Origin of the sequence: Dictyobacter kobayashii, assembly GCF_003967555.1 — a bacterium.
GTDB classification, from domain to species: Bacteria; Chloroflexota; Ktedonobacteria; order Ktedonobacterales; family Ktedonobacteraceae; genus Dictyobacter; species Dictyobacter kobayashii.
Genome location: NZ_BIFS01000002.1, coordinates 975,071 through 1,000,513, shown reverse-complemented (window position 1 = coordinate 1,000,513; position 25,443 = coordinate 975,071). Strand labels below are relative to the sequence as shown.

At 50.4% G+C, this 25,443-nt stretch carries 23 protein-coding genes and 1 other annotated feature; of the genes, 13 read left to right on the top strand and 10 right to left on the bottom strand.

Annotation, left to right across the window (positions count from 1 at the left end):
* Positions 1 to 27: 27 nt before the first annotated feature.
* The gene (locus EL645_RS31070) at positions 28 to 603 is read left to right on the top strand and encodes a hypothetical protein (RefSeq protein ID WP_126556201.1); all 576 of its coding nucleotides are present in this window, start codon (positions 28 to 30) and stop codon (positions 601 to 603) included.
* Positions 604 to 842: 239 nt separating this feature from the next.
* Here EL645_RS31070 and EL645_RS31065 read toward each other — a convergent pair whose 3' ends face one another.
* Positions 843 to 1,748 (bottom strand): LysR family transcriptional regulator, encoded by a 906-nt coding sequence (locus EL645_RS31065; RefSeq protein WP_161977840.1) that lies wholly within the window; start codon positions 1,746 to 1,748, stop codon positions 843 to 845.
* 196 nt (positions 1,749 to 1,944) lie between these two features.
* Between EL645_RS31065 and leuC the strand changes: the two genes are divergently transcribed.
* Positions 1,945 to 3,387, top strand: coding sequence for a 3-isopropylmalate dehydratase large subunit (gene leuC / locus EL645_RS31060; protein WP_126556196.1), 1,443 nt, complete (start codon positions 1,945 to 1,947; stop codon positions 3,385 to 3,387).
* A gap of 22 nt (positions 3,388 to 3,409) precedes the next feature.
* Positions 3,410 to 4,042 carry a 3-isopropylmalate dehydratase small subunit gene (gene leuD, locus EL645_RS31055; RefSeq protein ID WP_126556193.1) on the top strand — a complete coding sequence of 211 codons (633 nt, stop codon included), beginning with the start codon at positions 3,410 to 3,412 and terminating at the stop codon, positions 4,040 to 4,042.
* Between the two features lie 61 nt (positions 4,043 to 4,103).
* Here leuD and EL645_RS31050 read toward each other — a convergent pair whose 3' ends face one another.
* A complete protein-coding gene (locus EL645_RS31050; RefSeq protein WP_246035639.1) occupies positions 4,104 to 5,189 on the bottom strand; it encodes an SIS domain-containing protein in 1,086 nt (361 codons plus the stop codon).
* A 491-nt stretch (positions 5,190 to 5,680) separates the two neighbouring features.
* Positions 5,681 to 5,939: a binding site (T-box leader), on the top strand.
* 96 nt (positions 5,940 to 6,035) lie between these two features.
* Between EL645_RS31050 and EL645_RS41630 the strand changes: the two genes are divergently transcribed.
* The 4 genes from EL645_RS41630 (at position 6,036) to EL645_RS31035 (ending at position 10,523) form a co-directional block, all read left to right on the top strand.
* Positions 6,036 to 7,325, top strand: a complete 1,290-nt coding sequence (locus EL645_RS41630; protein ID WP_218032148.1) for a class I tRNA ligase family protein — start codon at positions 6,036 to 6,038, stop codon at positions 7,323 to 7,325.
* A gap of 19 nt (positions 7,326 to 7,344) precedes the next feature.
* Complete coding sequence (locus EL645_RS41625; protein WP_218032147.1) at positions 7,345 to 8,544, top strand: class I tRNA ligase family protein; 1,200 nt, start codon at positions 7,345 to 7,347, stop codon at positions 8,542 to 8,544.
* Between the two features lie 399 nt (positions 8,545 to 8,943).
* Positions 8,944 to 10,086 carry a serine/threonine-protein kinase gene (locus EL645_RS31040; protein ID WP_126556190.1) on the top strand — a complete coding sequence of 381 codons (1,143 nt, stop codon included), beginning with the start codon at positions 8,944 to 8,946 and terminating at the stop codon, positions 10,084 to 10,086.
* Between the two features lie 8 nt (positions 10,087 to 10,094).
* Positions 10,095 to 10,523 (top strand): hypothetical protein, encoded by a 429-nt coding sequence (locus tag EL645_RS31035; protein ID WP_126556187.1) that lies wholly within the window; start codon positions 10,095 to 10,097, stop codon positions 10,521 to 10,523.
* A gap of 214 nt (positions 10,524 to 10,737) precedes the next feature.
* Here EL645_RS31035 and EL645_RS31030 read toward each other — a convergent pair whose 3' ends face one another.
* On the bottom strand, positions 10,738 to 12,591 hold the full coding sequence (locus EL645_RS31030) for an MraY family glycosyltransferase (protein ID WP_161977839.1): 1,854 nt from the start codon (positions 12,589 to 12,591) through the stop codon (positions 10,738 to 10,740).
* 291 nt (positions 12,592 to 12,882) lie between these two features.
* On the opposite strand from EL645_RS31030, the gene EL645_RS39700 reads away from it, so the two are divergent.
* Positions 12,883 to 13,206, top strand: coding sequence for a hypothetical protein (locus EL645_RS39700; RefSeq protein WP_161977838.1), 324 nt, complete (start codon positions 12,883 to 12,885; stop codon positions 13,204 to 13,206).
* Positions 13,207 to 13,253: 47 nt separating this feature from the next.
* On the opposite strand, the gene EL645_RS31020 is transcribed toward EL645_RS39700, so the two are convergent.
* From EL645_RS31020 to EL645_RS30995, 6 genes are all read right to left on the bottom strand, one after another.
* Complete coding sequence (locus EL645_RS31020) at positions 13,254 to 14,372, bottom strand: glycosyltransferase family 9 protein (protein ID WP_126556179.1); 1,119 nt, start codon at positions 14,370 to 14,372, stop codon at positions 13,254 to 13,256.
* Between the two features lie 306 nt (positions 14,373 to 14,678).
* Positions 14,679 to 15,116: a Fur family transcriptional regulator gene (locus EL645_RS31015; protein ID WP_126556176.1), complete on the bottom strand. Its 438-nt coding sequence runs from the start codon at positions 15,114 to 15,116 to the stop codon at positions 14,679 to 14,681.
* A 203-nt stretch (positions 15,117 to 15,319) separates the two neighbouring features.
* Complete coding sequence (locus EL645_RS31010; RefSeq protein ID WP_126556173.1) at positions 15,320 to 16,216, bottom strand: metal ABC transporter permease; 897 nt, start codon at positions 16,214 to 16,216, stop codon at positions 15,320 to 15,322.
* Between the two features lie 30 nt (positions 16,217 to 16,246).
* Entirely contained in the window at positions 16,247 to 17,149 is a 903-nt protein-coding gene (locus EL645_RS31005; RefSeq protein WP_126556169.1) for a metal ABC transporter permease, read from the bottom strand.
* 11 nt (positions 17,150 to 17,160) lie between these two features.
* Entirely contained in the window at positions 17,161 to 17,976 is an 816-nt protein-coding gene (locus tag EL645_RS31000) for a metal ABC transporter ATP-binding protein (RefSeq protein WP_246035638.1), read from the bottom strand.
* Between the two features lie 3 nt (positions 17,977 to 17,979).
* Positions 17,980 to 18,900: a metal ABC transporter solute-binding protein, Zn/Mn family gene (locus tag EL645_RS30995; protein ID WP_126556166.1), complete on the bottom strand. Its 921-nt coding sequence runs from the start codon at positions 18,898 to 18,900 to the stop codon at positions 17,980 to 17,982.
* A 492-nt stretch (positions 18,901 to 19,392) separates the two neighbouring features.
* On the opposite strand from EL645_RS30995, the gene EL645_RS30990 reads away from it, so the two are divergent.
* Together EL645_RS30990 and EL645_RS30985 are read left to right on the top strand one after the other, a co-directional pair.
* Positions 19,393 to 19,782 carry an SCO5389 family protein gene (locus EL645_RS30990; RefSeq protein ID WP_126556163.1) on the top strand — a complete coding sequence of 130 codons (390 nt, stop codon included), beginning with the start codon at positions 19,393 to 19,395 and terminating at the stop codon, positions 19,780 to 19,782.
* Between the two features lie 137 nt (positions 19,783 to 19,919).
* The gene (locus EL645_RS30985) at positions 19,920 to 20,321 is read left to right on the top strand and encodes a hypothetical protein (RefSeq protein ID WP_126556160.1); all 402 of its coding nucleotides are present in this window, start codon (positions 19,920 to 19,922) and stop codon (positions 20,319 to 20,321) included.
* A 96-nt stretch (positions 20,322 to 20,417) separates the two neighbouring features.
* Here EL645_RS30985 and murA read toward each other — a convergent pair whose 3' ends face one another.
* Positions 20,418 to 21,710 (bottom strand): UDP-N-acetylglucosamine 1-carboxyvinyltransferase, encoded by a 1,293-nt coding sequence (murA, locus tag EL645_RS30980; protein WP_246035637.1) that lies wholly within the window; start codon positions 21,708 to 21,710, stop codon positions 20,418 to 20,420.
* 586 nt (positions 21,711 to 22,296) lie between these two features.
* Here murA and EL645_RS30975 point away from each other — a divergent pair.
* From EL645_RS30975 to EL645_RS30965, 3 genes are all read left to right on the top strand, one after another.
* A complete protein-coding gene (locus EL645_RS30975) occupies positions 22,297 to 22,974 on the top strand; it encodes a DedA family protein (RefSeq protein WP_161977837.1) in 678 nt (225 codons plus the stop codon).
* 39 nt (positions 22,975 to 23,013) lie between these two features.
* Positions 23,014 to 23,910: an alkaline phosphatase family protein gene (locus tag EL645_RS30970; protein WP_218032145.1), complete on the top strand. Its 897-nt coding sequence runs from the start codon at positions 23,014 to 23,016 to the stop codon at positions 23,908 to 23,910.
* A 352-nt stretch (positions 23,911 to 24,262) separates the two neighbouring features.
* Positions 24,263 to 25,390, top strand: a complete 1,128-nt coding sequence (locus EL645_RS30965) for a HEAT repeat domain-containing protein (RefSeq protein WP_126556154.1) — start codon at positions 24,263 to 24,265, stop codon at positions 25,388 to 25,390.
* Positions 25,391 to 25,443 lie beyond the last annotated feature (53 nt).

The window sequence follows — 25,443 nt, the reverse complement described above, 5'->3', positions numbered from 1 at the left end:
GTTATGTAGAAAGTTGAGCATTCAATCATGACACGTGCAAAAAGTGCCTCTGTTTGGGCTTTAATTGGTATTGCTCTGGCGCTCTGTCTGTTACCGATGAGTAGCGCGGCTGCTTCAAATACTAAGGCCACTGTGGTCTCCCATTTTTTTCCTGTTGGCATTCGTACTACCTCTACTTCAACTGCTGACTGCTGGGAAACCTCTCTGGCAGCTCCGCGCAAGGATACCTGGCGTTGTGCTGTAGTCAATACCATTTACGATCCTTGCTTCAGTTCCCCTACTCAGCACAATTATGTGATCTGCGATGCCAGTCCAACTGGCGATGTACGGGGCTTGAAGGTCACCCTGGCTGGTGCTTTGCCGGTTACTACCGCTACTAGTTCAGATGCACAACCCTGGGTATTGCTACTCCCTGATGGTGTCTCCTGTACCTTTTTAACTGGCGCTACTTCTGTGATTAATAACGAACGTGTCAATTATGGCTGCACCAACAATGCAACTATCGTCGGCCTACCTACACAGGGAACCGTTTGGACCGTGAAAGAGGTATTGGATGGCCAGACTCAACCAGTGGTAACCACTGTCGTCCATGTCTGGTTCTAATGTGTTCCATGTATCTCTTATATTTGTGCGCGTGTTCTAAGAATGTGTCTTATCTTCATGATTTCTGCGATCTTCACGCCTGCGTTTGAACGCCTTTGGCGCTCAGAAGTCTTCTTATGTGGTGCAAAATGTGCGCTGGGCGCACATTTTGCACCACATAAGAAAAAAAGCTCGGGCGCGTCAGCGCACGTCCGTACAAGGACGGAACACTTCCCATGCTGATGGGAGTAAGACACATTCTAGACGTTATCGGTTGCTAGCAGATCCATGATTGTGTTGATAAATTGGCGGGCCGGCTGAGAAATATGGCGGAAACGGTGATAGACGAGGGCAAAGACAAATTCTTCCACCATGCCTGCGATGGGCAGGAGTACCACGTCGCGGTTAATCTCAGTTGTGTAGAGCAGGGCAGGGAGCATGAAGGTGACTCCTCTGCCCTGCCTGACCAGCTCTTTGAGGCCTGCCAGGGATTCAATTTCCACCACTGGCTGTATGCTAATATCCTGGGCCGCGAAGGCTCGTTCGACGGCACGCCGTAAACGTGAGGTCTCTCCTAGTAAGAAGAGTGGCTCCTGGAGGATCTGCGAGAATGTCACTGGCTGTGTTTTATGCTGGGCCAGAGGATGATCAGCCGCTACCATGATCTGTAGCGGTTGGCGGAAGAGTTCCTTCACTACTACGACTTCTGGATGTACATTGGGATTAAAGATGAGCCCGAGATCTAATTCGCCGTGTTCGATGAGCTTGAGTAGTTCGTCGGTACGACCGACACGTACTTTGAGCTGGATATTTGGATAGCGCTGGTGAAAGATGGGGAAGATGGTTGGTAAGAATGCCGTGGTCAGTGGTTCGATGCTGCCAATGTGGATGGTACCGTGCTCGCCGTCTTGCAGCCGGGCCATGGCCTGTTGCCCCTGCTGTAATTGATCCAATGCTCCTCGTACATAGGTGGCAAACTCCTGTCCCGCCGCTGTTAAAACTACACGCTGCTTGATCCGGCGAAACAATTCTACACCCAACTCTGCTTCGAGGGCTGCGATCTGGCGACTTAAGGCTGGCTGGGCCACCAGACAAATATCTGCAGCTTTACGGAAATTTTGTGTCTGGGCGGCCGTCAAAAAATAAGTAAGCTGACGTAGTTCCAACTTCTTCTCCTTTAATTGATAACCTGTAGGCATCAAGCATAATTAAAATAAGTATTAGACATATCAATTCTGTGTTATTATACTTCACATAATAATTGCCTCGCATACGATTGAACGGCATGATTTATGCGGTTGGCATGGCCCTTGTGGCCCTTATTTTGCTAGAGGACATTGATAATCAAGAGAAGAGGTGTATATGGTTGCGGACAAGCAAGCTGTGGATGGTCAGGCTCGGCATCCACGAACCCTGTTTGACAAAATCTGGGAATCCCATGTGGTAAAAGATCAGCCTGGTGAGGCCACTCTTATCTATATCGATCGTCATCTTGTGCATGAGGTGACTTCTCCTCAGGCTTTTGCTGGCTTACGGGCTGCTGGATTGCCTGTACGCCGTCCTGATGCCACGATTGCAGTGCTGGATCATAATATTCCAACGACTCAGGGGCGCCGTAAGCTGGATATTGTGGATACGGCGATTACGACCACGATTGCGACGCTGGAACAAAATACACGCGACTTTGGGTTGACTCTTTTTGATATGCAGGATGCTCGCCAGGGTATTGTGCATATTATCGGTCCAGAGCAGGGGATTACGTTGCCGGGTATGACTATTGTATGTGGTGACTCCCATACTTCGACCCACGGCGCCTTCGGCTCGCTGGCCTTTGGTATTGGTACCAGCGAGGTTGAGCATGTGCTGGCTACGCAGTGTCTCTGGCAGGAGAAGCCTAAGACGATGAATATTCGTGTTGAGGGTAAGCTTTCAAGTGGCGTGACGGCTAAGGATCTGGCTCTGGCCATTATCGGCAAGTTGGGCACTGGTGTGGGAACCGGTTATGTGATTGAGTTTAGCGGCTCTGCCATTCGGACGCTGTCGATGGAAGGGCGGATGACGCTCTGTAATATGGCTATCGAGGCTGGTGCACGTATGGGTATGGTCGCTCCCGATGAAACAACTTTTGCCTATATCAAGGACCGTCCGTATGCCCCGAAGGGTGAACTGTTCGAGCAGGCGGTTGCTGCCTGGCGTCAGTTGGTCAGTGATCCTGATGCGGCCTTTGATGCCGTCCATGAGATTAATGTGGATGGTCTGGGCCCTCAAGTTACCTGGGGCATTAATCCTGGTATGGTGACCGATATTGGTGCCAGTGTGCCAGATCCCGCCTCACAGGCCGATCCTCAGGCTCGCCAGAGCTATGAGCGGGCTTTGCAGTATATGGGCCTGACTGCGGGCCAGAAAATTACTGATATCCAGGTGGATACGGTCTTTATTGGTTCATGTACGAATTCGCGTTTGGATGATCTGCGCCTGGCGGCCCAATATGTCAAGGGCAAGCATGTGGCTCCAAATGTGCGTGCGCTGGTGGTTCCTGGTTCAACAAATGTGCGCCGTGTCGCCGAGGAAGAGGGCCTGGCCGATATCTTCCGCGAGGCCGGTTTTGAGTGGCGCGAGGCTGGTTGTAGCATGTGTATTGCTATGAATGGTGACCGTTTGAATGAGGGCGAGCGCTGTGCTTCAACCAGTAATCGCAACTTTGAGGGCCGCCAGGGACGTGGTGGACGTACTCACCTGGTCAGTCCGGCTATGGCCGCAGCCGCAGCGATCGCCGGCCATTTTGTTGATATCCGCGAATGGTAATCAAGAGGAGCTCATAAGACATATGCAACCATTTACCACACATACCGGGCTGGTTTTACCTTTGGACCGTGTCAATGTTAATACTGATGAGATCTTGCCAGCTCGCTTCTTAAAAACGATTAAGCGGACCGGCCTGGGTGAGGCGCTGTTTGCTAACTGGCGCTATCTTGATGAGGCGCAAACCCCGAATCCTGACTTTGTCTTGAATGCACCGCGCTATCAAGGGGTCAGTATCCTGGTGGCGGGTGATAACTTTGGCTGTGGCTCATCGCGCGAACATGCTCCCTGGGCCCTGGCCGAATATGGTTTCCGCGCCATTATCACCCCCAGCTTTGCCGATATCTTCTACAATAACTGTTTCAGCAATAGTATTCTCCCGATCGCTATTCCTGAAGAGACCGTCAATGCTTTGTTGGCAGAGATTGAGGCTACCCCTGGCTATCAACTGGCCATTGACCTGGCCGCTCAGACGGTCACACGCCCCAACCAGGATGTGATCCATTTTGAGATCGATGCCTTCCGCAAAGAACGCCTGTTGAAGGGTCTGGATATGGTGGGCTGGACCTTGCAGATGAGCGATGATATTGCCCGTTATGAACAAAAGCGGCAGCAAGAAGCTCCCTGGTATTTCTCCAACTCGCTGATCGCTCGCTAATAAACAGAGCAAAAGGCCTGGTGATATTTAGCGTCACCAGGCTTTTGCTCTGTTTTTTCTCTTAAAGTGTCAGGGTAATTTTATTCAGGCCGCGTGGGGTATCTGGTTGCAGGCGCTTGGTCAGCGTCAAGTGCAGCCCAAAGAGCTGTCCGGGAATAATGGCGGTAATTGGACTCAACCACTCGGGCACGCCAGTTGGGATCGTGAAAGGTGTCTGGGCCAGTTTGAGGGCCTCTTCAGCATCAGAAATAATGAGTAGTTCGGCCTGGCGTTTCTGGAGCTCTTTGGCCAGTTCGATCATGTCGGGGAAGGCCGCGCCGCCTGGCATGGTCAGGATCGTTGGTAGCCCTTCCTCGATGGTGGCGATGGGACCGTGCCGGAAGTCAGCGGATGAGTAGGCTGTAGCCATCACATAGGTCAGTTCTTTTAATTTGAGGGCCAGCTCGAATGAGGTGGCGTAGTTGTAGCCACGCCCTACTACCACACACTGGTTCATGTAGCGGTAGCGCTCTGTTCGCTGGGCAATCTCGGATGCACTCAGCAGTGCCTGGTTGATTGCCTCCGGTATCTGATTGAGTTCGCCCAGGCGCTGCTGATCGCCACTCCAGCTGGCCGCGAAGAGCATCATTACTGCCAGCTGGGCTGTATATGTTTTAGTCGCGGCGACGCTGCGTTCCTGACCGGCGTGTAGCTCTACCACATGATCAGCCGCCTTAGCCAGTGCGGAGTTGCTGTCATTGGTAATCGCGATGGTTGGACGTCCCTGGCGTTTGCCTTCTTCTAGCACCGCCACAATGTCCGGCGATTGCCCGGATTGTGAGATGCCAACTACCAGGGCATTATTCATACGGGGAGGGGTGTCATACAGCGTTTGTAAGGATGGGGCGGCCAGAGCAACGGGATAGCGGGCCATTGTTGCCCAGGCGTATTTTGCATACGTGGCGGCGTGATCTGATGAGCCACGTGCGGCGATCAGGATGTAGTCAAAGCCGGGCAGCTGTGCCACAATCTGCTGAATATGCTGTGTCTCTTTGTCCAATAATCGTGCAATAACGTCGGGTTGACTATAAATCTCTTGCTCCAGTAATGATGGCATATCTCCTCCAGTGACCTGCTTATGGGTAAAGAGTATTTGTGATAATTCCATGTCCTCTCTTACTATACCATATTTTCTGGTATAGTGGTCTAGATGACTTGAGCACTTTTTACCCTAACCCCATATTTGCCTTCTTACCACTACTTGTTCAGAGCTTTTTCATGTTTGCGGGAGATCACGAGCATATCTTCTTTCCTGTGTAGAGTGTGTGGTGGGCGGCCGCAGCCACCTCTCTCCTGCAAACATGGAGATGACGAGCAAGCGAGACGATGCCCATTCTTTCAGGTGTGGAGCATGTGGTGGGCGGCCGCAGCCACCTCTCTCCTGTAAATATGGAGATGACGAGCAAGCGAGACGATGCCCATTCTTTCAGGTGCGGAGCATGTGGTGGGCGGCCGCAGCCGCCCACCACATGCTCCACACTCCCAACCCGCCGCCGAAGGCGGCAAAAAAGACTTTTTAAAAGCCCTGCTACCTGTTTTTGTATACTTGACAAATCGCATCATATCAGGTACTTTAAGTGTGAATAGAAGAATAATAAGTATATGGCCTTGAACAAGGAAAGTAGGATTGGCTGAGATTTCAGAGAGCCGACGTGCGGTGCGAGTCGGTACCTGAGACAATCTGAAGCTCCCTTGTGAGCCGTGCCGGTGAAATATCTTACGCGATGGAAGTAGCTGGCTCCGGGTACTCCCGTTATAGGGTTCGGGTGTGTTGGCACCCAAAAGGCCGTCGTCGCGAGGCGATGGTGAACAAGGTGGTACCGCGAAAGTGGGTCTATGCGCACTTTTCGCCCTTGCCAGGGCGGAGGGCGCTTTTTTCTTGCCCGTTAGTGCTCGATAATGGATCATGTCCTCCGCAACAGTGTTTATGTATCTGGTTTATAAGGAGGATCTTGTGTCTGAAGCGAGATTTCCCGCTGCCGTTACTGGCGCGGCACCATCTTCTGAGTCAACGGCTGAGCAGGCCGTGAAGAGTATTCGCGCCCCCAGGTATGATTTTGCCCGTTTTGAGGCCCGCTGGAGAGAACGTTGGGAGGAGCAGAAGATCTATCAGGTAGATCTGCAGCATGCCCAACGCCCTTACTACAATCTGATGATGTTCCCCTATCCATCTGCAGAAGGATTGCATGTCGGTAATTTCTATTCTTATGTTGGTTCGGATATCCATGGTCGTTTGAAGTCGATGCAGGGCTACTCGGTGTTTGAGCCGATGGGCTTTGATGCCTTTGGTATCCATAGCGAAAATTTTGCTATCAAGCGTGGCATCCATCCGCGCATCCTGACTGCCCGTAATGTGGAGCATTTTCGTGAGCAACAGTTGAAGCGTATGGGTAATCGCTTTGACTGGTCGCACGAAGTAAATACGACCGATCCCGACTATTATCGCTGGACACAATGGATCTTTTTGCAATTGTTCAAAGGTGGCCTGGCTGAGCGCAAGGCCGCCCCTGTCAATTGGTGTCCCAAAGATAAGACCGTCTTAGCTGATGAGCAGGTTATTAATGGCCATTGTGAGCGCTGCGATTCAATTGTTGAGCGGCGCTGGTTGGAGCAGTGGTTCTTAAAACTGACCAATTATGCCCAGCAGTTATTGGATAATCTGGATCAATTGGATTGGACTGAGCGCGTGAAGTCTATCCAGCGCAACTGGATTGGTCGCTCGGAGGGTCTGGAGTTTCGGATGGAGATTGCCGGACAGGCTGGCAAGTCTGTCCAGGTATATACGACGCGTCCGGATACTATCTTCGGAATGACTTTTGTGGCTCTGGCCCCTCATCATTCACTGGTGGCCGAGATTACCGCGCCAGCTTATCGCGAGACGGTTGCGGCCTACCAGGAGACGGTGAATAGTCTGCGCACCGGGCAGGAGCAGACCATGACCGGGACCTTTACCGGTGCCTATGCCATTCATCCTTTTTCGGGTCAGCCTGTTCCGATCTGGGTCGCTGATTTTGTGCTGGAAGGCTATGGCGCAGGCGCTATCATGGGCGTGCCAGCGCACGATGAGCGCGATCTGGCCTTTGCTCAGCAGATGCAATTGTCGGTGCTGGTGGTGGTCCAGCCTTCTTCAGAGCAGCCGTTGGAGGCCAGTACCCTGACCGAAGCATTTACGCAGCCCGGTATGCTGGTCATCGAGTGTATATTCAGGTCTGTCATCTGCGCAGGCCCATCGCGCCATTTGTGATTGGTTTGAGGCGCAGCAATTGGGGAAGCGCAGCGTCAAGTATCGTTTGCGTGACTGGTTGATTAGCCGCCAGCGTTACTGGGGACCGCCAATTCCTATCATTTACTGTCCTGAACATGGCGCGGTCCCTGTACCTGAGGATCAGTTGCCGGTGCTGTTGCCAGAAGTCGAGCAATGGATGCCGACGGGTACTGGTGTTTCGCCCCTGGCCGCCATCGAGAGCTTCGTGAACACAACCTGTCCGGTCTGTGGTCAGCCAGCGCGCCGCGAGACCGATGTGAGCGACAATTTTCTGGATTCCGCCTGGTATTACTTGCGCTATCCATCTCATGCTGATCAAGACCATGCCTGGGACCCAGACATCACGCGGCGCTGGCTGCCTGTGGATATGTGCATTGGGGGAGCGGATCATAGCGTTTTGCATCTGATGTATGTACGCTTTATCGCCATGGCCCTGCATGACCTGGGTCAGCTGGAATTCAATGAGCCATTCCAGCATTTTCGCGCTAACGGCACCATCACTCTGGCTGGCTCCAAGATCTCGAAGTCACGGGGCAATGTGATTAATCCTGATCACTACATTGAACATCTGGGTGCCGATGCCTTCCGCATGTACCTGATGTTCATGGGACCCTATGAAGCGGACGGCGATTTTAGTGATCGCAACATTGGTGGGGTGGTCCGTTTTCTGGATCGTGTCTGGCAACTGGTGATGCAGCATCAGTTATCGGCCGACCCCGCTCAATCCCTGCGCCGCGAGAAGCAGCGTTTATTGCACCTGACAATCAAGCGTGTCACCGAAGACCTGCAGAGCTTTAAATATAACACGGCTATCGCGGCCCTGATGGAATATATCAACACGCTGGCACCTAAAACAAATATTGCTGATCAGGAGATCGAGACCTTATTGATCTTGCTGGCACCCATGGCCCCCTACATTACCGAGGAATTATGGGCGCATCTGGGACATTCCATCTCCATCCATACAGTCTCCTGGCCTACTTATAATCCAGATGTGATCCAGCAAGATACATTCTTGTTGCCCATCCAGGTTGATGGCCGTGTCCGAGATCGTATAGAGGTGGCTGTCGACACCCCTGAAGCCGCGATCAAGCAGCAAGCAACCACCACCGCCCGGATCCAAAGTTTCATCGCTGATCGTTCCATCCAAAATATCATCTACGTTCCCGGCCGCCTGATCAATATCGTCACCCATTAATCCTTTCATTTTATACGTTATAGAAAAGGTTGGGCCTGTGCCCAACCTTTTCTATAACGTATAAAATAGCCTCTAAAATCGGACTATAAATTCTGCAGGGCTATTTAATGTTCGTCCAGAGAATGTACATCTTTCAGGTGTGGAGTGTGTGGCGGGCGCTTGCGGCCGCCCGCCACACACTCCACACCCCCAACCCGGCGCCGTAGGCGCCAAAGAGAAACATTAAATAGCCCTACAAATTCTGCTTCCCCCCTCGTTTTATTAGGAAGTACTTATTTGTTTATTTACTATGCTCTTTGTCTTATTATGTGTTATATTGATGATAGTGTTTTCATTAGAGGCAGTGGTGAACTCTCGTATTCTGCGCGTTGGCCCTCTGATGGTTTCTAGGAGAATGGTATGTCATTAGATGGGATGTATCTTGGCCGTTATCACTTGCTGCACGTGCTGGGAAGTGGCGGAATGGGCGAGGTATATTTGGCGGATGATACGCGTATCAAGAGGCGTGTGGCGGTAAAGGTGGTGCGGAACGATGCGCCGATATATCGCGCTAAGGAAAACGTTCAGAAGTCGACCCAGCTTTTCGAACGGGAAATGCATGCCATTGCCGCCCTGGATCATCCTGCTATTTTGCCACTTTTTGATTATGGTGAGCAGGAAGTAAACGGGGATACGCTGACGTATATGGTAATGCCCTATCGACCTGAGGGCTCGCTCTATCAGTGGCTACGGGCACGCGATGAAGATGATCCTTTGTCCGTCGAGGATGTGTCCCGCTTTATTTCTCAGGCGGCCGAAGCTTTGCAGCATGCACATAACAAAGGGATTGTGCATCAGGATGTGAAGCCGGATAATTTTCTGCTGCGTATCAGGCCAGAGCAGCCAATGTTGCCCGATCTGTTGCTGGCGGATTTTGGTGTGGCCCGTTCCTTGTTTGTGACCTCTCATACCAGCCAGACTATTCGTGGCACATTAACATACATGGCTCCCGAACAATGGGATGGACATCCTGTGTTTGCCACCGATCAATATGCGCTGGCGATTATGGCCTATGAGCTATTGGTTGGTCAGCCGCCTTTTGATGGCGCGCCGGGGCAGATTATGTATAAGCATATGACCTTGCCGCCTGAGCCACCATCACGTTTGAATTCCTCTATTCCTCCAGGTATTGATGCCGTTTTGTTGCGCGCGCTGGCCAAACAGCCCGAGGCACGTTTCCCTTCCGTGGCAGCTTTTTCTCAGGCGTTCCAGCAGGCCTGGCAAGCCAGCTCTTCAGGCAAACTACCCTGGCTGGTATCTTCCGCCCATCTGTCCGAGGATGATAGCCTGGCACCGGTGCATCTGGCACTCATGGAGCATAGTGCTCCTACCATTGCTATAAAAGGTGATCGTACTCCTTTGCCAAAGGATGCTGTAACCCCTTTGCCTTATCAGCGTTTCCAGCCCGCGCTCGATTTTTCTACGCGTAAGATGACGTTGATTTTTTTATTCGTGCTGGTCTTGTTAGTGGGGGCGCTGGCTGGGCGTATGCGTTTACCTTGAGTCACCCATTGAGCAATCTGCATCTTTTTGATCCTGTAAATACTTCGGCGACCCAGACGGCGGTGGTCAAATCTTTGAATGTGATCAGCGCGACCCAGACGGCTGTGGCCAGACGGGACGCTACCGGTACGGCGGTGGCCCAGTCGCATCTCAACGCGACTGCTACGGCTGTGGCACAGCAAAATGTGGCCGCTACTGGCACTGCGGTGGCTATTTCTCAGTCATTACAGGCAGATCGAACCTCGTTTCAAAATCTGGATGGTTGCTCAAGCCTGGGCTTTGCCTTAGCGAGCTGTCCAATCACCCTGACTAATCGTAGCGATAATGATGTGCATTGGACGGCGACTTCTAATCTTCCCTCTTACCTGGGGCGATTGATTCTCAGGATGGCAATGAAAATCAAGGCACTATTGCGGCCCAGGATTCCGAGATGGTGAATGCCACGGTATCCCTACGTTGTGGTCAGGCGAACTTTGGTACCTCGGCCACTAAGAGCGCTCAATTCACTATTCAGGGCCCGCAAAATAGCATCCAGGTGACGATTACCTGGCAATGCCAATAATATCTCGTAACCTTTCGCCGTATGTTATCAACAGCATACATAAAAAGGGTTAACCACTTCGGTTAACCCTTTTTATGTATGCTGTTGATTTATGATTGATTGCTGGGGGTTTTGTTGTCGGGTACCAGGGCCTTCCATGGACCACCTGTATTTCCTGTGCTCATCTCCTCTTCGCTGATTGGCTCATAAGGATTTGGCATGTCCGCAGGTGGTAGATTGCCGGTGAGGATTGGTTGTTTGTGCTCTTCAATTTTCGCGCGCAACTTGTCGCGCAGTATGGGCTGGGTCTCATGTTTCTCTAGTGCCAGGCGATTATCAACCTCCGCCAGCAGGATGGCGATCTCGGGCCGCAAACGCCGGTTGCGTTCGGGAATACGATTCCATTGGGCCATGGCGGCTGGATAGTAGCCAGCTCGATAGCAATAGAGTCCTAACATGGCACGTGCGTCAAAAATGGTCATGCGTTGCCAGAGCGCTAGTTCTTCCGCTGGCGTCTCGATCACATCTTCACTGGCTTCAATACTCTCTACATGATGGAAGAGATTAATGCCCATGATGTTCAAGGGATAGCCATAGTAGAGGGCCAGGCGCCGGTGCCGTGTCCGACCTCCCGTAGCTTGCTTGCCTACAAAGTAACACTTTGACCATGTGCCACTGGACCAGATTGCCGCCATCAGGACAAAAGCCAGAAAACGAGCCAGGTAGCGTTGCCAGCTGATCGTATCCACTGATATGAGTACACTGAGGCCTGCAAAGATCGCTCCGAGCGTCCAGGCGCAATATACCAGGCGTTTTCTGTTCCATCCTAATAAATCGAAGTGGTGGTGTAGCGGTGCCGCTAAGAACGGTAACGGAAATTCGGTATGCGGTACGAATTCTTCTTTTCCAACGAAGCGCAGAATCTTTAAGCGCTTGCGATAGAATGGCGTCAGGATGCGGGTCGAGACAATAACGGAGAGCGCTTCTAGCACGAAGACGCCTCCGATGGTGGTCAGCAGTAGAATCTCGTTACGTGAGAAGAGGGCGATCATGGCCAGCAAGCCACCCAGCGCCAGGGCGCCGCTATCCCCCATATAGATTCTGGCGCGCCGCTTAACGATCCCACTGCGTCTCGCCGCCCAGGCTGATGGCCAGTTCCAGGGCAAGAAGCCCAGGACCGCGCCCGCGCAGATCAAGGCCAGTACTTCGAGGACCAGCCCTTCGGGATGGGTTCCGATATCTGTTAGACGACCAGTGATGGCCAGGGCCAGGGCGATCGCTGCACTGACAACCAGGCCGCCAGCCAGTCCATCAAAGCCATCGCTAAAGTCAACTGATACGGCGGTCGCTGTTCCAGTGAAACCTATCAGGAGCACCAGGAAAATAAACCAGCCGAAGTAAGCAGTCTGTGGAAATATGACTCGGCAGGGCTGATCTCCTACAACTGGATTATTACAGATCAATTGTCCCAGGACCGGCAGGTCTTTCCAGATACTATATGATTCTTGACCGGCTGAAAATAAAAAGAAATAGCAGACGGCAGCAGCGACTGAGACGAGAAAGACCCCAGAAAATTTGGCCGACTCGGACAGACCCTTATTCCTGTAGACTTTGCGCCAATCGTCCAAAAAGCCAACAATGGCGTAACCCAGCGTTGCTCCCAATCCGATCAAAAGAAGATTCCATTGATTTTGATTTAAATTTAAAAGATACCCTGCACTGATGCCAGTGCCAATAATCGCGATAGTGAAAGCCGGTCCCCCCACCAGAGGTAGCTCGACCGTTTTAATCTCCCGTCCGCTGGTTGTGGGCATATCCATGCGGTGCGTGCCTGGTTTATGTTCACCGCTACGAAATGTCGGAAAAAGCTTGCGGGCAAGACCACATAAGAACAGGCTTCCTACAAAGCAGATGCCAAATGCGACGAAGAGCCAGCAGACCTGTTCGAATTGTATTGAGTTCATTGTTTGGTCAACTCTCATGACGGATTTGCGGAATTAAAATATTTTTACTATCGATTCGACGGTTGGTTTTATATGCATGTAACTATATCGTTACGCTACTAGGAGAAATGGACGCATGGCTTGATCAATTTCCATCGCACTCCCTCCCACTTGATAATTACTATTGCACGCTATATTCTATGCTATTAGAACGTCCACCACCCCCGAAATTACGACCTGTTCTTTTGGAACCCCAACACCAATAAACGCAAAAATAACAACGATCTGCGCAAAAATAAAAAAGAATTGTACGTGCGGGGATTGCCCCAATACCGTTTAGATAAGAAGAATTTGAGCTCAAACATGGGATTGGAGCCTGCTCCCCCTTTTCCCTTCCTGTACGAAAAAGTGACAAGAAAGACGATGCTCATAGGTTCGGGCCTCAGCCCGATTGCCCCACCGGTAGTGGGGCCCGGTCTCCTCGCCGCTCGGTCTCTCGTCACCGCTACCTCGACCCACGCGGTGCCCAAACGCATGGTCCGTGTTTGGGCACCGCGTGAAGGAAGGGCAAATACCACGGGGTGCTTGAGTGCTAGGATACCGGGCCGCCCTACCGGGGCGGCAATCGGCCGCTGAGGCCCGAACCTATGCTATGCGCATCGTTGTTCTTGTTGCCTGGTTGCTCAATGAAAGGTATTAGGGCTTGTCCTCACTTTAAGTAGCTCTTTGGCGCAGGTAAGTACATCGTCGCTGCTGATATCCGCGACCAGGGAGTCTGGATGTCCGCATTTTCTGTAGAGCTGGTTATGGCCACAGGTAGGACAATTGAGTTGCCATGAGATAAAGGGATGCTGCCGCTGGCGGTTGAGTGGATTGGTGCTGAGCATGTTGATACACCAGTAGATGCCGATGGTGGTTGTGCCGGTGGCATTGGCCAGGTGGTATGCTACGCTGTCGTTGGCAATAACAAGGCGGCAGCGCGAGAACAGGCCGCAGAGGCCGGAGGCGGTGAGTTGCCCTCCTAGCTCTAATGCGGGCGCTTGCATCTCTCGGACAACCTGAGCGGTGAGCTCGCTTTCTTGTGCTGTACCGGTAATCACTATGTGCGCTCCTTCACGCGCCAGAGCATCACCTATCCTGGCAAATTTGTCGCCTGGCCAGCGGTAGCGTGAAGTGTTGCCACCCGGATAAAGCGCGACCAGTGGCTGTGTATCTTCTGGTACCACCTGCAATGATTCTTCGAGGTCGCTGTCAGTAACGACAAGTTGGAGTTGCATATATGAGTCCTTTGGTACTCCTACCAGGCTGACTATTTCCTGGCAACGTAGCATTTCATGCTGGAAAATCGTGTATGGGTGACTGCGATCTAAGGCAGGAGCATCAGGGATGCTCAGTCCGGCGGTAACGCGGGCCTTGAGCTTGAGCAGAAATTCGTTTGCTTGTTTGCCTCCACTTTGCATCTGTAGTGCCAGGTCGAAGTGTTCTGCTTGCATGCGCGAAAAGAATTGTGCTTGTTCTTCAGCGCTCACTTCGCTATTGGATGCTGCATTGATGCCTTTGTATGCCGGTACAATGATTACTCTATCGATTGGCGAGGGTCGCCCATGGAGAAATGTGGCGTGCCAGCTCTGTCCGAGCAGCACGATCTCTGCGTCTGGATAGGTATGATGTAGTGCCTCCATGGCGGGTAGCATAAAGATGAAGTCTCCAGCGGCGTTGGCCCGTAGTACCGCTATCTTTTTGATATCAGCTAGACGCTCCATTGGTTTGGCTGCCTGGCCTGGCCTGTCGTGGTACTTCATACTTGTTGCATTCCTTTCCTTGAGGCGGTACCTTTGCTTGCACAAACAGGCAAGCGGTTTTTTGGTCAACTGATTATGCTGTTTTACACACCTGGAATAATGCTTTTTGGGGATTTTGTGTAGAGTGGCCCATATCCGAATTGAGCCCTTATTAATTGTTACGCATAAAAATAACAAATGAGGACTCAACTATTGCTTAGTTCTGCTAGCCAGGCTGGGGGGTCGGGCGCCCGGCCTGTATCTGCCAGGTCTGGCGCTAATTTCTATTGTATTTGTATATATTCACCTTTGGGATTGCCCATCACATTAAGAGCGGCAGGTCTCACAGCGTCCAAAGAGTGAGAGGGAGTGACCCTCAATTTTAAAGTGGGTTTGATTCCCGATCGCGTTTAGTTGCTCGGTTGGTAGGCAGAGATCAACCTCAACTACGCGGTGACATTGTGTGCAGGTCAGGTGGTGGTGATGAGTCCCGCCACAGACACGGTAGTGGTGTGTGCCGTCGGCGAACTCGATGCGATCAAGCAAGCCTTTATCTACCAGTTTTTCTATGGACCGGAAGACGGTGGCGCGCCCAATTTTTGGGTCGAGCGATCTAAGTTCTTGCCAGAGATCATCTGTGGTAAAGTCATGACCAGAGTTTGCCAGTTGGATAAGCCGCTCGGCAATGAGTCGGCGTGGACGGGTACTGCGTTGACTCATTTCATCAAACGCCGTATAGATTTTATCCGTTATCTCCTTTGACATTGCTATTCTCCATTTGTTAAGTGCATATGCTTTGTTGCTGGATTAATTGTTTCTCTATCAGCCTCTATTTATCTTCTGGCTGATGAATAGTTAATATCTTTGTGATTAATATAGTCTACCACAACGGACACAATCTAACTACTTTTCGTTGCTATTCTCGATTGTATTTGAGTTTTGCCCGTCTGGCTCTATGTCTTGCCAGGTTAGTAGGTTGGCTGGGTCTGTTCTTTACAATCTGTACAACGAGCAAATTTTTCTGTGTGGCGTGGGGTCTGAATAAGCCCCAGGCGATTAATGATGACCGAGATAAAGTAGAGTGTGGCGGCTATGGCTGAGATATAGAAACCTACCGGTAGGTGTTTGCCGAAGCTACCTGTGAAAGCCAGGGTGAGTCCACTCCAGGTGCAGGCCAGACTGAGGATAATGGCTAAGGTCAGCGAGCTGCTCGGTCGATGGGTCAGGCGCAGGGCGGTGGCCGCAGGGGCGATCAGGAGCGCAATGATCAGCAGAACTCCAACTACCAGGATCGAGACTGAGATGGTGATCGAGAGCATAAGCAAAAAGATGACTGAGAGGGCGCGTACTGGCACGCCGCGTGTCTGGGCAACCTCTGGATCAATAGATGCAAAGAGCAGCGGGCGGTAAAGTATTGCCAGTAGAATAAGTAGCAGGATACCACAGCCCAGCGCTGTAAATACATCCGCACGCTTGACGCTCAGTATAGAACCAAAGAGAATGCCTACGCCTGAATTGGCGTTGGCGCTGCCTGTCTGGGTGTAGATGGTCAGAAAGAGTACACCCAGTCCCAGGGCAAAAGAGAGCACCATCCCAATCTCGACATCGCGGCCACGGATGCGCTCTCCCAGGACTCCCATGCCGAGTGCGGATAGCATGGAGAAGATGAGCATGCCGATCAGTGAGCTAAAACCGAAGACAATGGCCCCTGTCGCCCCGGCAAAGCCGATATCTGATAGTGCTTCGCTGGCAAATGTTTGTGAGCGGAGCACCACAAAATAGCCCATACAGGCGGCGATAATCGCTACAATCGTACCGGCGATAAATGCGTTTTGCGCAATTTCGTGACTAAATAATTCTATCATGACTTATGATCCGTGTGCCCTTATTTTTGTTTAATGAATATGAACATGCTCGACTGTTGTCTGTACACTGTCGCTTTCCTGCCCTACCACTGGCTGGCTCTCATGGCGGCCGCGATTCCTGATCCAGTATGGAGAGAGAATACGTACAGGCAGGTAGACGACAAAAGAGATGGTCGCGATATAAAAACTGGCTGGCCAGAGGCCGTTCGCGATTGAGAGTAAAATGCCAATCCACATATAGCTCAAACCCAGGCCGATCGCGATCAATATCGCCCATAATGGGCGTTGGGCAATCCGTATGGCGGTTGCCGCTGGCCCGACCAGCATGGTGAATACCAGTAATGCTCCCACGATCTGAATGGATATCGAGACCGCCATGGCTACCAAAATTAAGAAGATAATGGCCAGGCCACGAATCGGAACTCCACGGGCCTGAGCGACCATAGGATCAAAGGAGCTAAATAATAGAGGACGATACAACAGGACAATGGATCCGATGGTTAGCAGACAGGTGATCATCATAGTCTGTACATCGGTGCTACTGATGCCTAGAATAGTTCCAAATAGTACGCTATATACGCGTTCCGCGTAGCCTGAGTAGAGCGAGAGGAACATCAGCCCCAGCCCAAGTGCACTGGTCATGATGATGCCGATGGCGATATCTCGTTCACGCACTTCTTTACCGAGCAGACCTATGATAACGCCTGCTCCAATGGTGAAGGCAAATAGCCCATATACCGGGCTAACCCCTATCAAGACTGCCCCGGCTGCTCCGGCAAAGCCGATGTTTGGTAAGGCATGACCAGCAAAGGTGAGTCCTCGTGCAATCAAAAAGTAGCCTACAATGGCAGCTACGATCGCGATACATGAGCCGGCGAGCAGAGCGTTGCGCACAAATTCGTATTGCAGTGAGTCCAGGATTGAATTTAACATCGCAGCCCTCTTTATATCTCTGCCCCAACAACAAACATGCGTCCCAGTGCTTTGACGACTTCGACCGGCGAGCCATAGAGCCGTGTCAGGGTCTCGGTGGTAATTACCTCGTCGGGTGTGCCAATTGTGCACTGGCCGTTGGCTACATAAATTACTTTATCTACCACGTTCAGTAACGGATTAATGTCATGGGCGACGAGCATGACGGCAACGTTGCGGGCCCGGCAGAGATTATTCACCAGGGTGACAATTTCTTGACCACGCGTAATATCCAGGTTAGAGAGTGGCTCGTCAAGTAATAAGAGCCGTGGATTGGTCAGGAGGGCCTGGGCAATTAAGAGTCTCTGTTGCTCTCCTCCTGATAGCTGCCCCACTGGCGCATTGGCAAAACGTAAGGCATCCACCTCTTGCAGGGCCTTTTCAATAATTGCATCACGTTTGCGACTGGGCCAGCCAGGACCCCAGCGGTGACCGTCGAGGCCAAAGCCTACCACGTCGCGTGCCCGTAATGCCAGGTCCGCTTCAAGCACACGATGCTGCGGAGCATATCCAATATCCGTGTTCCCACGGCGTGGTGCACGCCCCATGACATTAACCGTGCCGGCGCTGGGCTTTAGCAAGCCTAGCAGCAGCTTGAGGAGCGTACTTTTCCCTGCCCCATTTGGACCCAGGATGGCGATGAACTCGCCCTCATTGACTGTCAGGTTGATATTTTCCTGGATTGTGCGGCTCCCGAGTCGGATACGCACGTTCTCTAGCGAGATTATCGGCGCTCCCTTTTCCACAACATCATTTTTCACGTTCATTTTACCTGTTTTTGTGATCATACTCTACTTATTCTGGCTTAAGGCCTGTTCCAGCATTGCTAATTGACCTAGCATCCAGCTTTGATACGTTTTATTGGCTGGCATTGTTTCGGTCACTGGCACCACTGGAATATTTTGTGCGTTGGCATCGCTCTGTAATTTGCTGGTGATCGCCGATTGTGTCTGCTTGTTATAGATAAGTACTTTGATTTGACGATTGTTGATCTGGTTCTCAGCTGTAACAACGGTATTGGCTGGAGGATCGTTGCCTTCGGCCATCGCTTTTTGAAAGTCTTGTGGCGTCAAGACGTTTAGATTCATCGGACCTGTTTGATACAGAAAGATGGTTTCGGTCAAACCAACCGGTGTTTGGGCGTATCTGGACTTGATGGCGGCCAGCTTTTGGTCTATTTTCCCCACTTCATTCTGGAAGTTCTGGAGATTTTTGTCATATTCGCTGGCGTGACTGGCATCAATCGCTTTCAGGTTGCTGGCAATGGTTGCCGCGATCGTTCTGGCGTTTTCTGGGCTGTACCAGACATGCTCGTTATCCGGCAATTTAACTTTGGCCACATCAAAGCCCTTGATTACTTTACGTGTACTATCTGGAGTGCTGGCCAGCAGCTTGTCCATCCAATCATCGTAACCTCCACCATTGGCAATCACCAGCCTGGCCTTAGCTACGGCTTTTACCTGGTTGACATTGCTCTCATATGTGTGCGGATCGACATTGGGGTCCGATAGTATGCTTGTCACGCTCACATGTTTGCCGCCAATCTGGCTGATCATATCCCCATAGAAATTCTCGGCTGCCACTACCGGAATTGTGCTATCACTGGATTGGCCTGTCCCATTGCTGATGCTTATATTACCACAGGCACTCAGTAGAAATAGCGCTATAAAAGCTAAGATAAATCCTGTGAGTCTGGTATGTCTTTTTGACATGAAAAGTTGCTCCTGAAAATATTTTTGTACGCTGCTTAAAAGCCTGTCGTGTGATTTTTTGTTTGTGGTTATGAGTCATCCCGGATTTTTCAAAAATCCGGGATGACTCATAACCACAAACAAAAAATCTAATCTCTTGCCATCGGGCATCAAATTATTAATGAGACTTAATATCTATATGGAAGAATAACATAGTTGGGGATTTTTTGTCAATGAGATATATTCTCATTAGTGTTTATTAGCTGATTACTTCCTTTTTCATTTTTATAAAACAGGACAACATTGCCCTTTATTCCTGTTTTTGGTTGCATTGTTACAATTAATACATAGTCTCATTAGTCATGTTGTATTGGATTAATTCCTTTTTAATCATAGTGTGACTAATTAAAGCTATAGCTGTTATTGTATTTTTTGGGGCTTGCATTAATGACTGTATGTCGCTTATGCAAGTCTGGGTACGTATGATTGACTTGCAAATGAAAGGATCAAGTTATGTCGCTTAATGTGCCGGCCGCCCTTCTTGAGCAGGCAGAGGCTGGTGATATCCGCACCAGCGATTTTCTACAGTGCATCCGGGAATCGCTTCCCTATGCCTGGGAGCTAGTTGAGCAACTGGCTACGCGCTTAAAACAAGGCCACGCTGCTTTTGTCGATAACCAGGTTCCACCTCCCAATGAGCAGGCGCGTGGCCAACTCTTGCGTATGCTGGCCAGTGATTCTATGCGCAATGCTATCGAGCAATATTATGGTGTCAGGCTCGCGTTTCAAAATTGCCATCGTGTCGCGCTTTTCCCTCGGGAGTCATTAGGAGCGGAATACGCTGAATTTATCACGCCACGTAGCCAGCTCCTCAATCAGAGCCCCGAATTACGTGATTGCTAAGCTCCTTTTTCCTTTGGAAGCCGAAAAAATATTTTTTCGGCTTCTTGTTTTTGTTTGTACAAGCGGCTTTGTCTTCTTGCTCCGATAAGGATACGTGTAAGTAAAGAGTGACGCATCAAATGAAAGGATAAAGTGTGATGTCTGAGGGAACATTATTTGCTAGCACTAATCCAGGCCGTTATGCAATTGGTTCAGCTCTGGGTCCAGATCTTGTTGATGGCCAGGCCCTGGAAGTATTCCTGGGTAGTCATTGGATAGCGGGCCGCATAAGGCATAGCCGTAATGCTACTGAAGCTTCGAGTTTGGGCGAACAGCAGATTGGAACCTATAATACAGCTACCGGTGAAGAGGATACTGTGACTGAGGCCTCTGAAGAGTCATTTCCTGCCAGCGATTCACCTGCCTGGGCTGGCATTCCTGATCAGTTTTCTCGTGCTCAAAACGCGGCTAATGCCACTAATGGCTTCTTTTTTGTGGCGACTGAGGATGGAAGTGTATGTGGTTTATGTGTGGGCATGAAGGTCCGGACCGCTTCATAAATTAAGCACATAGCTTGCCCTTAATACTTACAACTAGAGAGCGACCTTTGATCTATATCTATGGGTCGCTCTCTAGTTGTAAGTATTAAGGGGATATTAGTGGATGGCGGCTTCTTGCCGTTCTTCTTCGATCTGTAGCCCCAGGCGTGTCAGGCGGCGAATAATTGAGCTGTAGCCGCGCTCGATCATCTGGGCATTGTCGATGATGGTTTCTCCTTCAGCTACTGAGCCTGCGATGATCAATGCGCTTCCGGCGCGTAGATCATGGGCCCATACCGTGGCCCCTGTCAATTGAGCAGGACCAGTGATGACTGCTGACCCATCTTCGAGTTTGATTTTGGCACCCATGTTATTGAGATCATTAGCAACGCCAAAGCGCTGATCAAACAGTGTCTCACGAATATAAGATGTACCCGAGGCCAGACAGGCCAGGGCCATCAAGGGCGATTGTAGATCGGTGGGATAGCCCGGATAAGGCCAGGTGATGACGTTGACGGGACGTAGAGCACCCCGACGCTGTACACGAATGACTGGTCCGTCTTCCTGGAGCTCGACACCCATCTGTTCTAGCTTGGCGCGGACAACACCAAAGTGGCGCAGATTCGCACCAATCAGCGCGACATCTCCCTGGGTGGCGGCGGCCATAATCGCCATTGTTCCGGCGTCGATGCGGTCTGGCATAATAGTATATTCAACCGCAGATAATTCTTTGACACCATCGATCTGGATCACACCTGTGCCGACCCCTGAGATCCTGGCGCCCATCAGGTTTAAGAAATTGGCCACATTGGCGATCTCGGGTTCCAGGGCTGCGTTCTCAATAATGGTTGTCCCTTCGGCCAGACAGGCCGCAGCCATCAGATTTTCCGTTCCTGTGTGACTGGGTGTATCCAGATAGAGATAAGCACCTTTAGGTTTTTCCATATACACTGAAATGGCCTGTTCATCTTCTACCACTTCAGCTCCCAGGCGTACAAATCCGCGATAATGGAAATCCAGGCTACGCTTGCCCAGGTTGCAGCCTCCAACCTTTTCAATGGTCACCTGGCCGGTGCGCATCATTACTGGTGGCAGGAAGAGCACAGAGCCCCGAATCAGGTTGGTTAGTTCAGGTTGCAGGCTGCTGGATGTAATGTTTGAAGCATCAATGACCAGTACTTGCTCTTCTTCATGTAATTTTATCTTGGCTCCGAGCGCGCGAGCAATCTCGATGGCCACATAAACGTCGTTGATCAACGGAACATTATGCAAAATAGTCTGCCCATGCTTGGCGAGCAGAGAGGCGGCAATAATGGGTAATGCGGCATTTTTCGCCCCTTGAATAATAACAGTTCCTTCAAGGCGTTGACCGCCGCGCACGTGATAGCGAACTGGTTGGCGTATCGACATAGAATTAGAATCCCCTTTAATGTATATGCATAATCTATGCGTATTTAGCATATCATATCGTTAGGTCTGAAATGGGAATGGCAGTATAAAGGTATAGTAGGGGTCCCATTTGGTGGCAACCTTATGGAGGGACAAGTCGTAAATGAATAGAAAAAGATATTTTTCTCTATGTTTCAAGGTCAATAAGCAGGAATAGAGAGATTTCTGACTGCAATTAGGAGAAAAGTACTATTTTATAGCTGATGAAGCCGATAAAATGCTCAGCCTTCTGAATTATATCGATATGCTAGCGCTTAATAACATACTATAATAGATTTGGAAATGCTATTGTATGGCGTTCCCTTTGAGTGTCCCGCTGTTTTTTAATGTTCCTCTTTGGCGCCTGCGGCGCCGGGTTGGGAGTGTGGAGTGTATGGTGGGCGGCTGCGGTCGCCCACCATACACTCCACACAGGAAAGAATGTCCATCGTATCGCTGGCTTGTAATCTCTGGACGAACATGAAAAAGCCCTTTGAGTGTCCCACGGTGAATTGGATGCGATATAGGAATGTAGGCTATCCGTCGTATGGATAAGGAGATGATGTGTATGTTAGCGTCCTTGATTTCTTTGGAAACGCTACAAAACGTTTTACATGTGATTGGATATCCTGCGGTTACGCTATTTATTCTGATTGAGTGCATTGGTATTCCAATTCCCGGTGAGACTATGTTGTTGTTGGCTTCATTTTATGCTGCTACAGATGATACGCTGCAGATTCCAATTGTAATTGCTTGCGCGGCCTTTGGTGCGATTATGGGCGATAATGTTGGCTATTATGTCGGCCGTACTGGTGGTAGGGCCTTTGTGGCCCGCTTTGGTCGCTTCTTCTTTATCAAGATGGAACATCTGGATGTGGCGGAACGTTTTTTTCAACGTCATGGGGCTAAAACGGTTTTCTTTGGTCGCTTTATCTCTATTCTGCGCATATTTTCCGCGTTTCTGGCGGGCGTTAATCGCATGGAATGGCGCTCCTTCATGCTTTATAATGGACTGGGAGGTATTGTCTGGGCAACCTATGTCGGTCTACTTGGTTACATTGCTGGACGCTATTTCCATGAGCACTTTGATCAGGTTGAGGCAGTAGCTAGAACGGTTGGCTGGGCTGGATTTGTCATTGCGGCTGCAATTACGATTGGCATTATTATATTCGTCAAGAAACGTATTGCACGCAGCATTGAGACTCCTGTAACGGTTGAGGAGCCTAGGGAGCACTCGCTCCGCTAGTTGTGTTGTGCATTGTAGTAGTGTTAGTTCAGGAGATTAATGATGAAGTTGCGCACATTTGTAATTGTGCTTATTGCGGTTGTTATAGTGATTGCTGGTAGTTTGCTAGCTAGCTTTTTTTTAATCCGGCCTGGCGAGACTGCATCTCAGGCTCTGGTTGCTCAAACTAAACTTCAGAAACCCGACCATATTGTGATTGTGCTTGAAGAGAATCACAGCTATGCTGATATCATCGGCTCTTCCCAGGCTCCATATATCAATGCCCTGGCCAGCAAGAGTGCTGTTTTTACTAACTCCCATGCCGAGACCCATCCAAGTCAGCCTAACTACCTGGCATTTTATTCTGGTTCTACGCAAGGAACCACCAGCGATGACTGCCCTAATACTTTTTCAGGTCCCAATCTAGGCCAATCCTTAATCGCTACCCACCTCAGTTTTGCTGGTTATTCTGAAAGCATGCCAGCAGCTGGCTATACCGGCTGCGCTTATCCTGACCCTTCTAATGCTCTTTACGCACGCAAACACAATCCCTGGGTAAACTTCACCAATGTCCCGGCCAGCAGTAATCTACCCTTCACACAATTTCCCACCGACTACAGTAAGCTCCCCACAGTCTCATTCGTCATTCCAAACCAGATCGACGACATGCATTCCGCCTCGGTTGCCGCCGGTGACACATGGTTAAAGCAGAATATGGATAGCTATGCCCAATGGGCCACTACCCATAACAGCCTGCTTATCGTCACCTGGGATGAAGACGACGGCTCTGATGTCAACCAGATATTAACGCTCTTCAGTGGCTCCATGGTCAAACCGGGACAATACAACGAAAACCTCAATCACTACAACATACTGCGCACCATCGAAGACATGTACAAACTCACCCCCATCAACCAGAGCGCCACCGTCCCATCCATAACAGATATCTGGAAATAAACACCATATCACAGTGGACCCGATCCCGGGCCCACTGTGATCTACTCATGCGACTTTTCGCCCTTCACATTCAAAAAGTTTCCTGTGAGTTGCAAGAAGATTTTAAAGGCTCCAAACAAAAAATTATAACTGTGAGTTGCGGGAAGATTTTAAAGGCTCCAAACAAAAAATTATAACTGTGAGTTGCGGGAAGCGCGCGAAGCACGTTTTCCGCAACTCACAAACAAAAAGTGTGCGACCGCATCGCGGTCGCACACTTTCCCCCATTTTTTATGGAATTTTGATCTCAAAATCCCCAACTTTCGAGTAAAATAAAAAGAGATGACGCAATATATAAAATAGGGGGTAGTGTATGAATGAGGGCACATTTCTAACTGCACCGGAAAAAACCATTTCAGAATTGAAAAACACAGCTGATTCTATACGCGAAGCAGCCGTTTACTATAGTATGGCACTAAATGCTACTCAAATTATTGAACCACTCATTACCGCCTTCAGCGTCGAAGGCAACACAAAAATTCGCGCCACCATGGCGCGAGCACTAGGCGTATTAAAAGACAGGCGAGCGATAGAACCTTTGTTGTTGGCCTTGACTACAGATAGATGCCCTTCTGTACGTTATGAGGCCGCCAATGCTCTTGGGGAATTGGGAGATGCGGATGTGGTTGAGCCGCTCATAGCTGTCCTCTCAGTTTCAAATGAACACAAGGGTAATAAGATGGATGTAAATGTTGTCTCCAGTGTTGTATCTGCATTGAGAAAGCTGAATGACGGGCGTGCAGTCGAGCCACTTATCGCGGCCATTGAGCGCAAGGATGAACAAACACGCGCTGTAATCGCCCTCTCCCTGGGTAGCTTTGGTGATACACGCGCGGTTGAGCCACTGCTGAATCTTCTTCATGACAGTGAACCTCTAATTCGGCGTGCGGCCGCCTGTGCTCTAGGTGACCTGGGAGATCGGCGTGCCGTTGCGCCTCTGATCGCCCTACTTAGTGATCCAGATTATGAAACGCGCAGTAGCGCCATCAAAGCTCTGGGGCTACTTGGCGATCGGCGAGCCATTGCGCCGCTCTGCGCCCTATTGAAATTGGATCGATCCTCATATCGACGCGTATTTATTATCGAGGCCCTTGATCGCCTGGGTGGCATCCAGGCAGTCGAATCGCTAATTACCCTTCTATTGAATCCTCTCGAAGAGGAAGAAGTGCGGACAGCATCAATCGAAGTCTTAGGGCATCTAGGCGATAAACGTGCCGTTCGCTTTCTACTGGATATCGTAACAAACTCTGCCGTCGACGACGATGCCAACGAGATACGTTGGCGTGCCGTTGTAGCCCTGGGACAACTCGGTGACACCCGCATCATCGAACAACTCAGCATGTACCTCAGCGATCCCGAACCCGTTATGCGCATGGCCGTAGGGGCAGCCCTACGCCAACTAGAAATAATACAAGCCGTCGAAACAGCAACCAAAAACTAATAAACTCTATCCAGTGTGGAGAGGCGCCACCCTAAAACCTGTCCGGTGTGTAG

Bases quoted from the DNA above. Each gene is read 5' to 3' on its own strand.
- EL645_RS31070 (WP_126556201.1), top strand. From the start codon at position 28: ATGACACGTGCAAAAAGTGCCTCTGTTTGGGCTTTAATTGGTATTGCT.
- leuC (WP_126556196.1), top strand. From the start codon at position 1,945: ATGGTTGCGGACAAGCAAGCTGTGGATGGTCAGGCTCGGCATCCACGA.
- leuD (WP_126556193.1), top strand. From the start codon at position 3,410: ATGCAACCATTTACCACACATACCGGGCTGGTTTTACCTTTGGACCGT.
- EL645_RS31050 (WP_246035639.1), bottom strand. From the start codon at position 5,189: ATGGAATTATCACAAATACTCTTTACCCATAAGCAGGTCACTGGAGGA.
- EL645_RS31040 (WP_126556190.1), top strand. From the start codon at position 8,944: ATGTCATTAGATGGGATGTATCTTGGCCGTTATCACTTGCTGCACGTG.
- EL645_RS31030 (WP_161977839.1), bottom strand. From the start codon at position 12,591: ATGAACTCAATACAATTCGAACAGGTCTGCTGGCTCTTCGTCGCATTT.
- EL645_RS31020 (WP_126556179.1), bottom strand. From the start codon at position 14,372: ATGAAGTACCACGACAGGCCAGGCCAGGCAGCCAAACCAATGGAGCGT.
- EL645_RS31015 (WP_126556176.1), bottom strand. From the start codon at position 15,116: ATGTCAAAGGAGATAACGGATAAAATCTATACGGCGTTTGATGAAATG.
- EL645_RS31010 (WP_126556173.1), bottom strand. From the start codon at position 16,216: ATGATAGAATTATTTAGTCACGAAATTGCGCAAAACGCATTTATCGCC.
- EL645_RS31005 (WP_126556169.1), bottom strand. From the start codon at position 17,149: ATGTTAAATTCAATCCTGGACTCACTGCAATACGAATTTGTGCGCAAC.
- EL645_RS31000 (WP_246035638.1), bottom strand. From the start codon at position 17,976: ATGATCACAAAAACAGGTAAAATGAACGTGAAAAATGATGTTGTGGAA.
- EL645_RS30995 (WP_126556166.1), bottom strand. From the start codon at position 18,900: ATGTCAAAAAGACATACCAGACTCACAGGATTTATCTTAGCTTTTATA.
- EL645_RS30990 (WP_126556163.1), top strand. From the start codon at position 19,393: ATGTCGCTTAATGTGCCGGCCGCCCTTCTTGAGCAGGCAGAGGCTGGT.
- EL645_RS30985 (WP_126556160.1), top strand. From the start codon at position 19,920: ATGTCTGAGGGAACATTATTTGCTAGCACTAATCCAGGCCGTTATGCA.
- murA (WP_246035637.1), bottom strand. From the start codon at position 21,710: ATGTCGATACGCCAACCAGTTCGCTATCACGTGCGCGGCGGTCAACGC.
- EL645_RS30975 (WP_161977837.1), top strand. From the start codon at position 22,297: ATGTTAGCGTCCTTGATTTCTTTGGAAACGCTACAAAACGTTTTACAT.
- EL645_RS30970 (WP_218032145.1), top strand. From the start codon at position 23,014: ATGATGAAGTTGCGCACATTTGTAATTGTGCTTATTGCGGTTGTTATA.
- EL645_RS30965 (WP_126556154.1), top strand. From the start codon at position 24,263: ATGAATGAGGGCACATTTCTAACTGCACCGGAAAAAACCATTTCAGAA.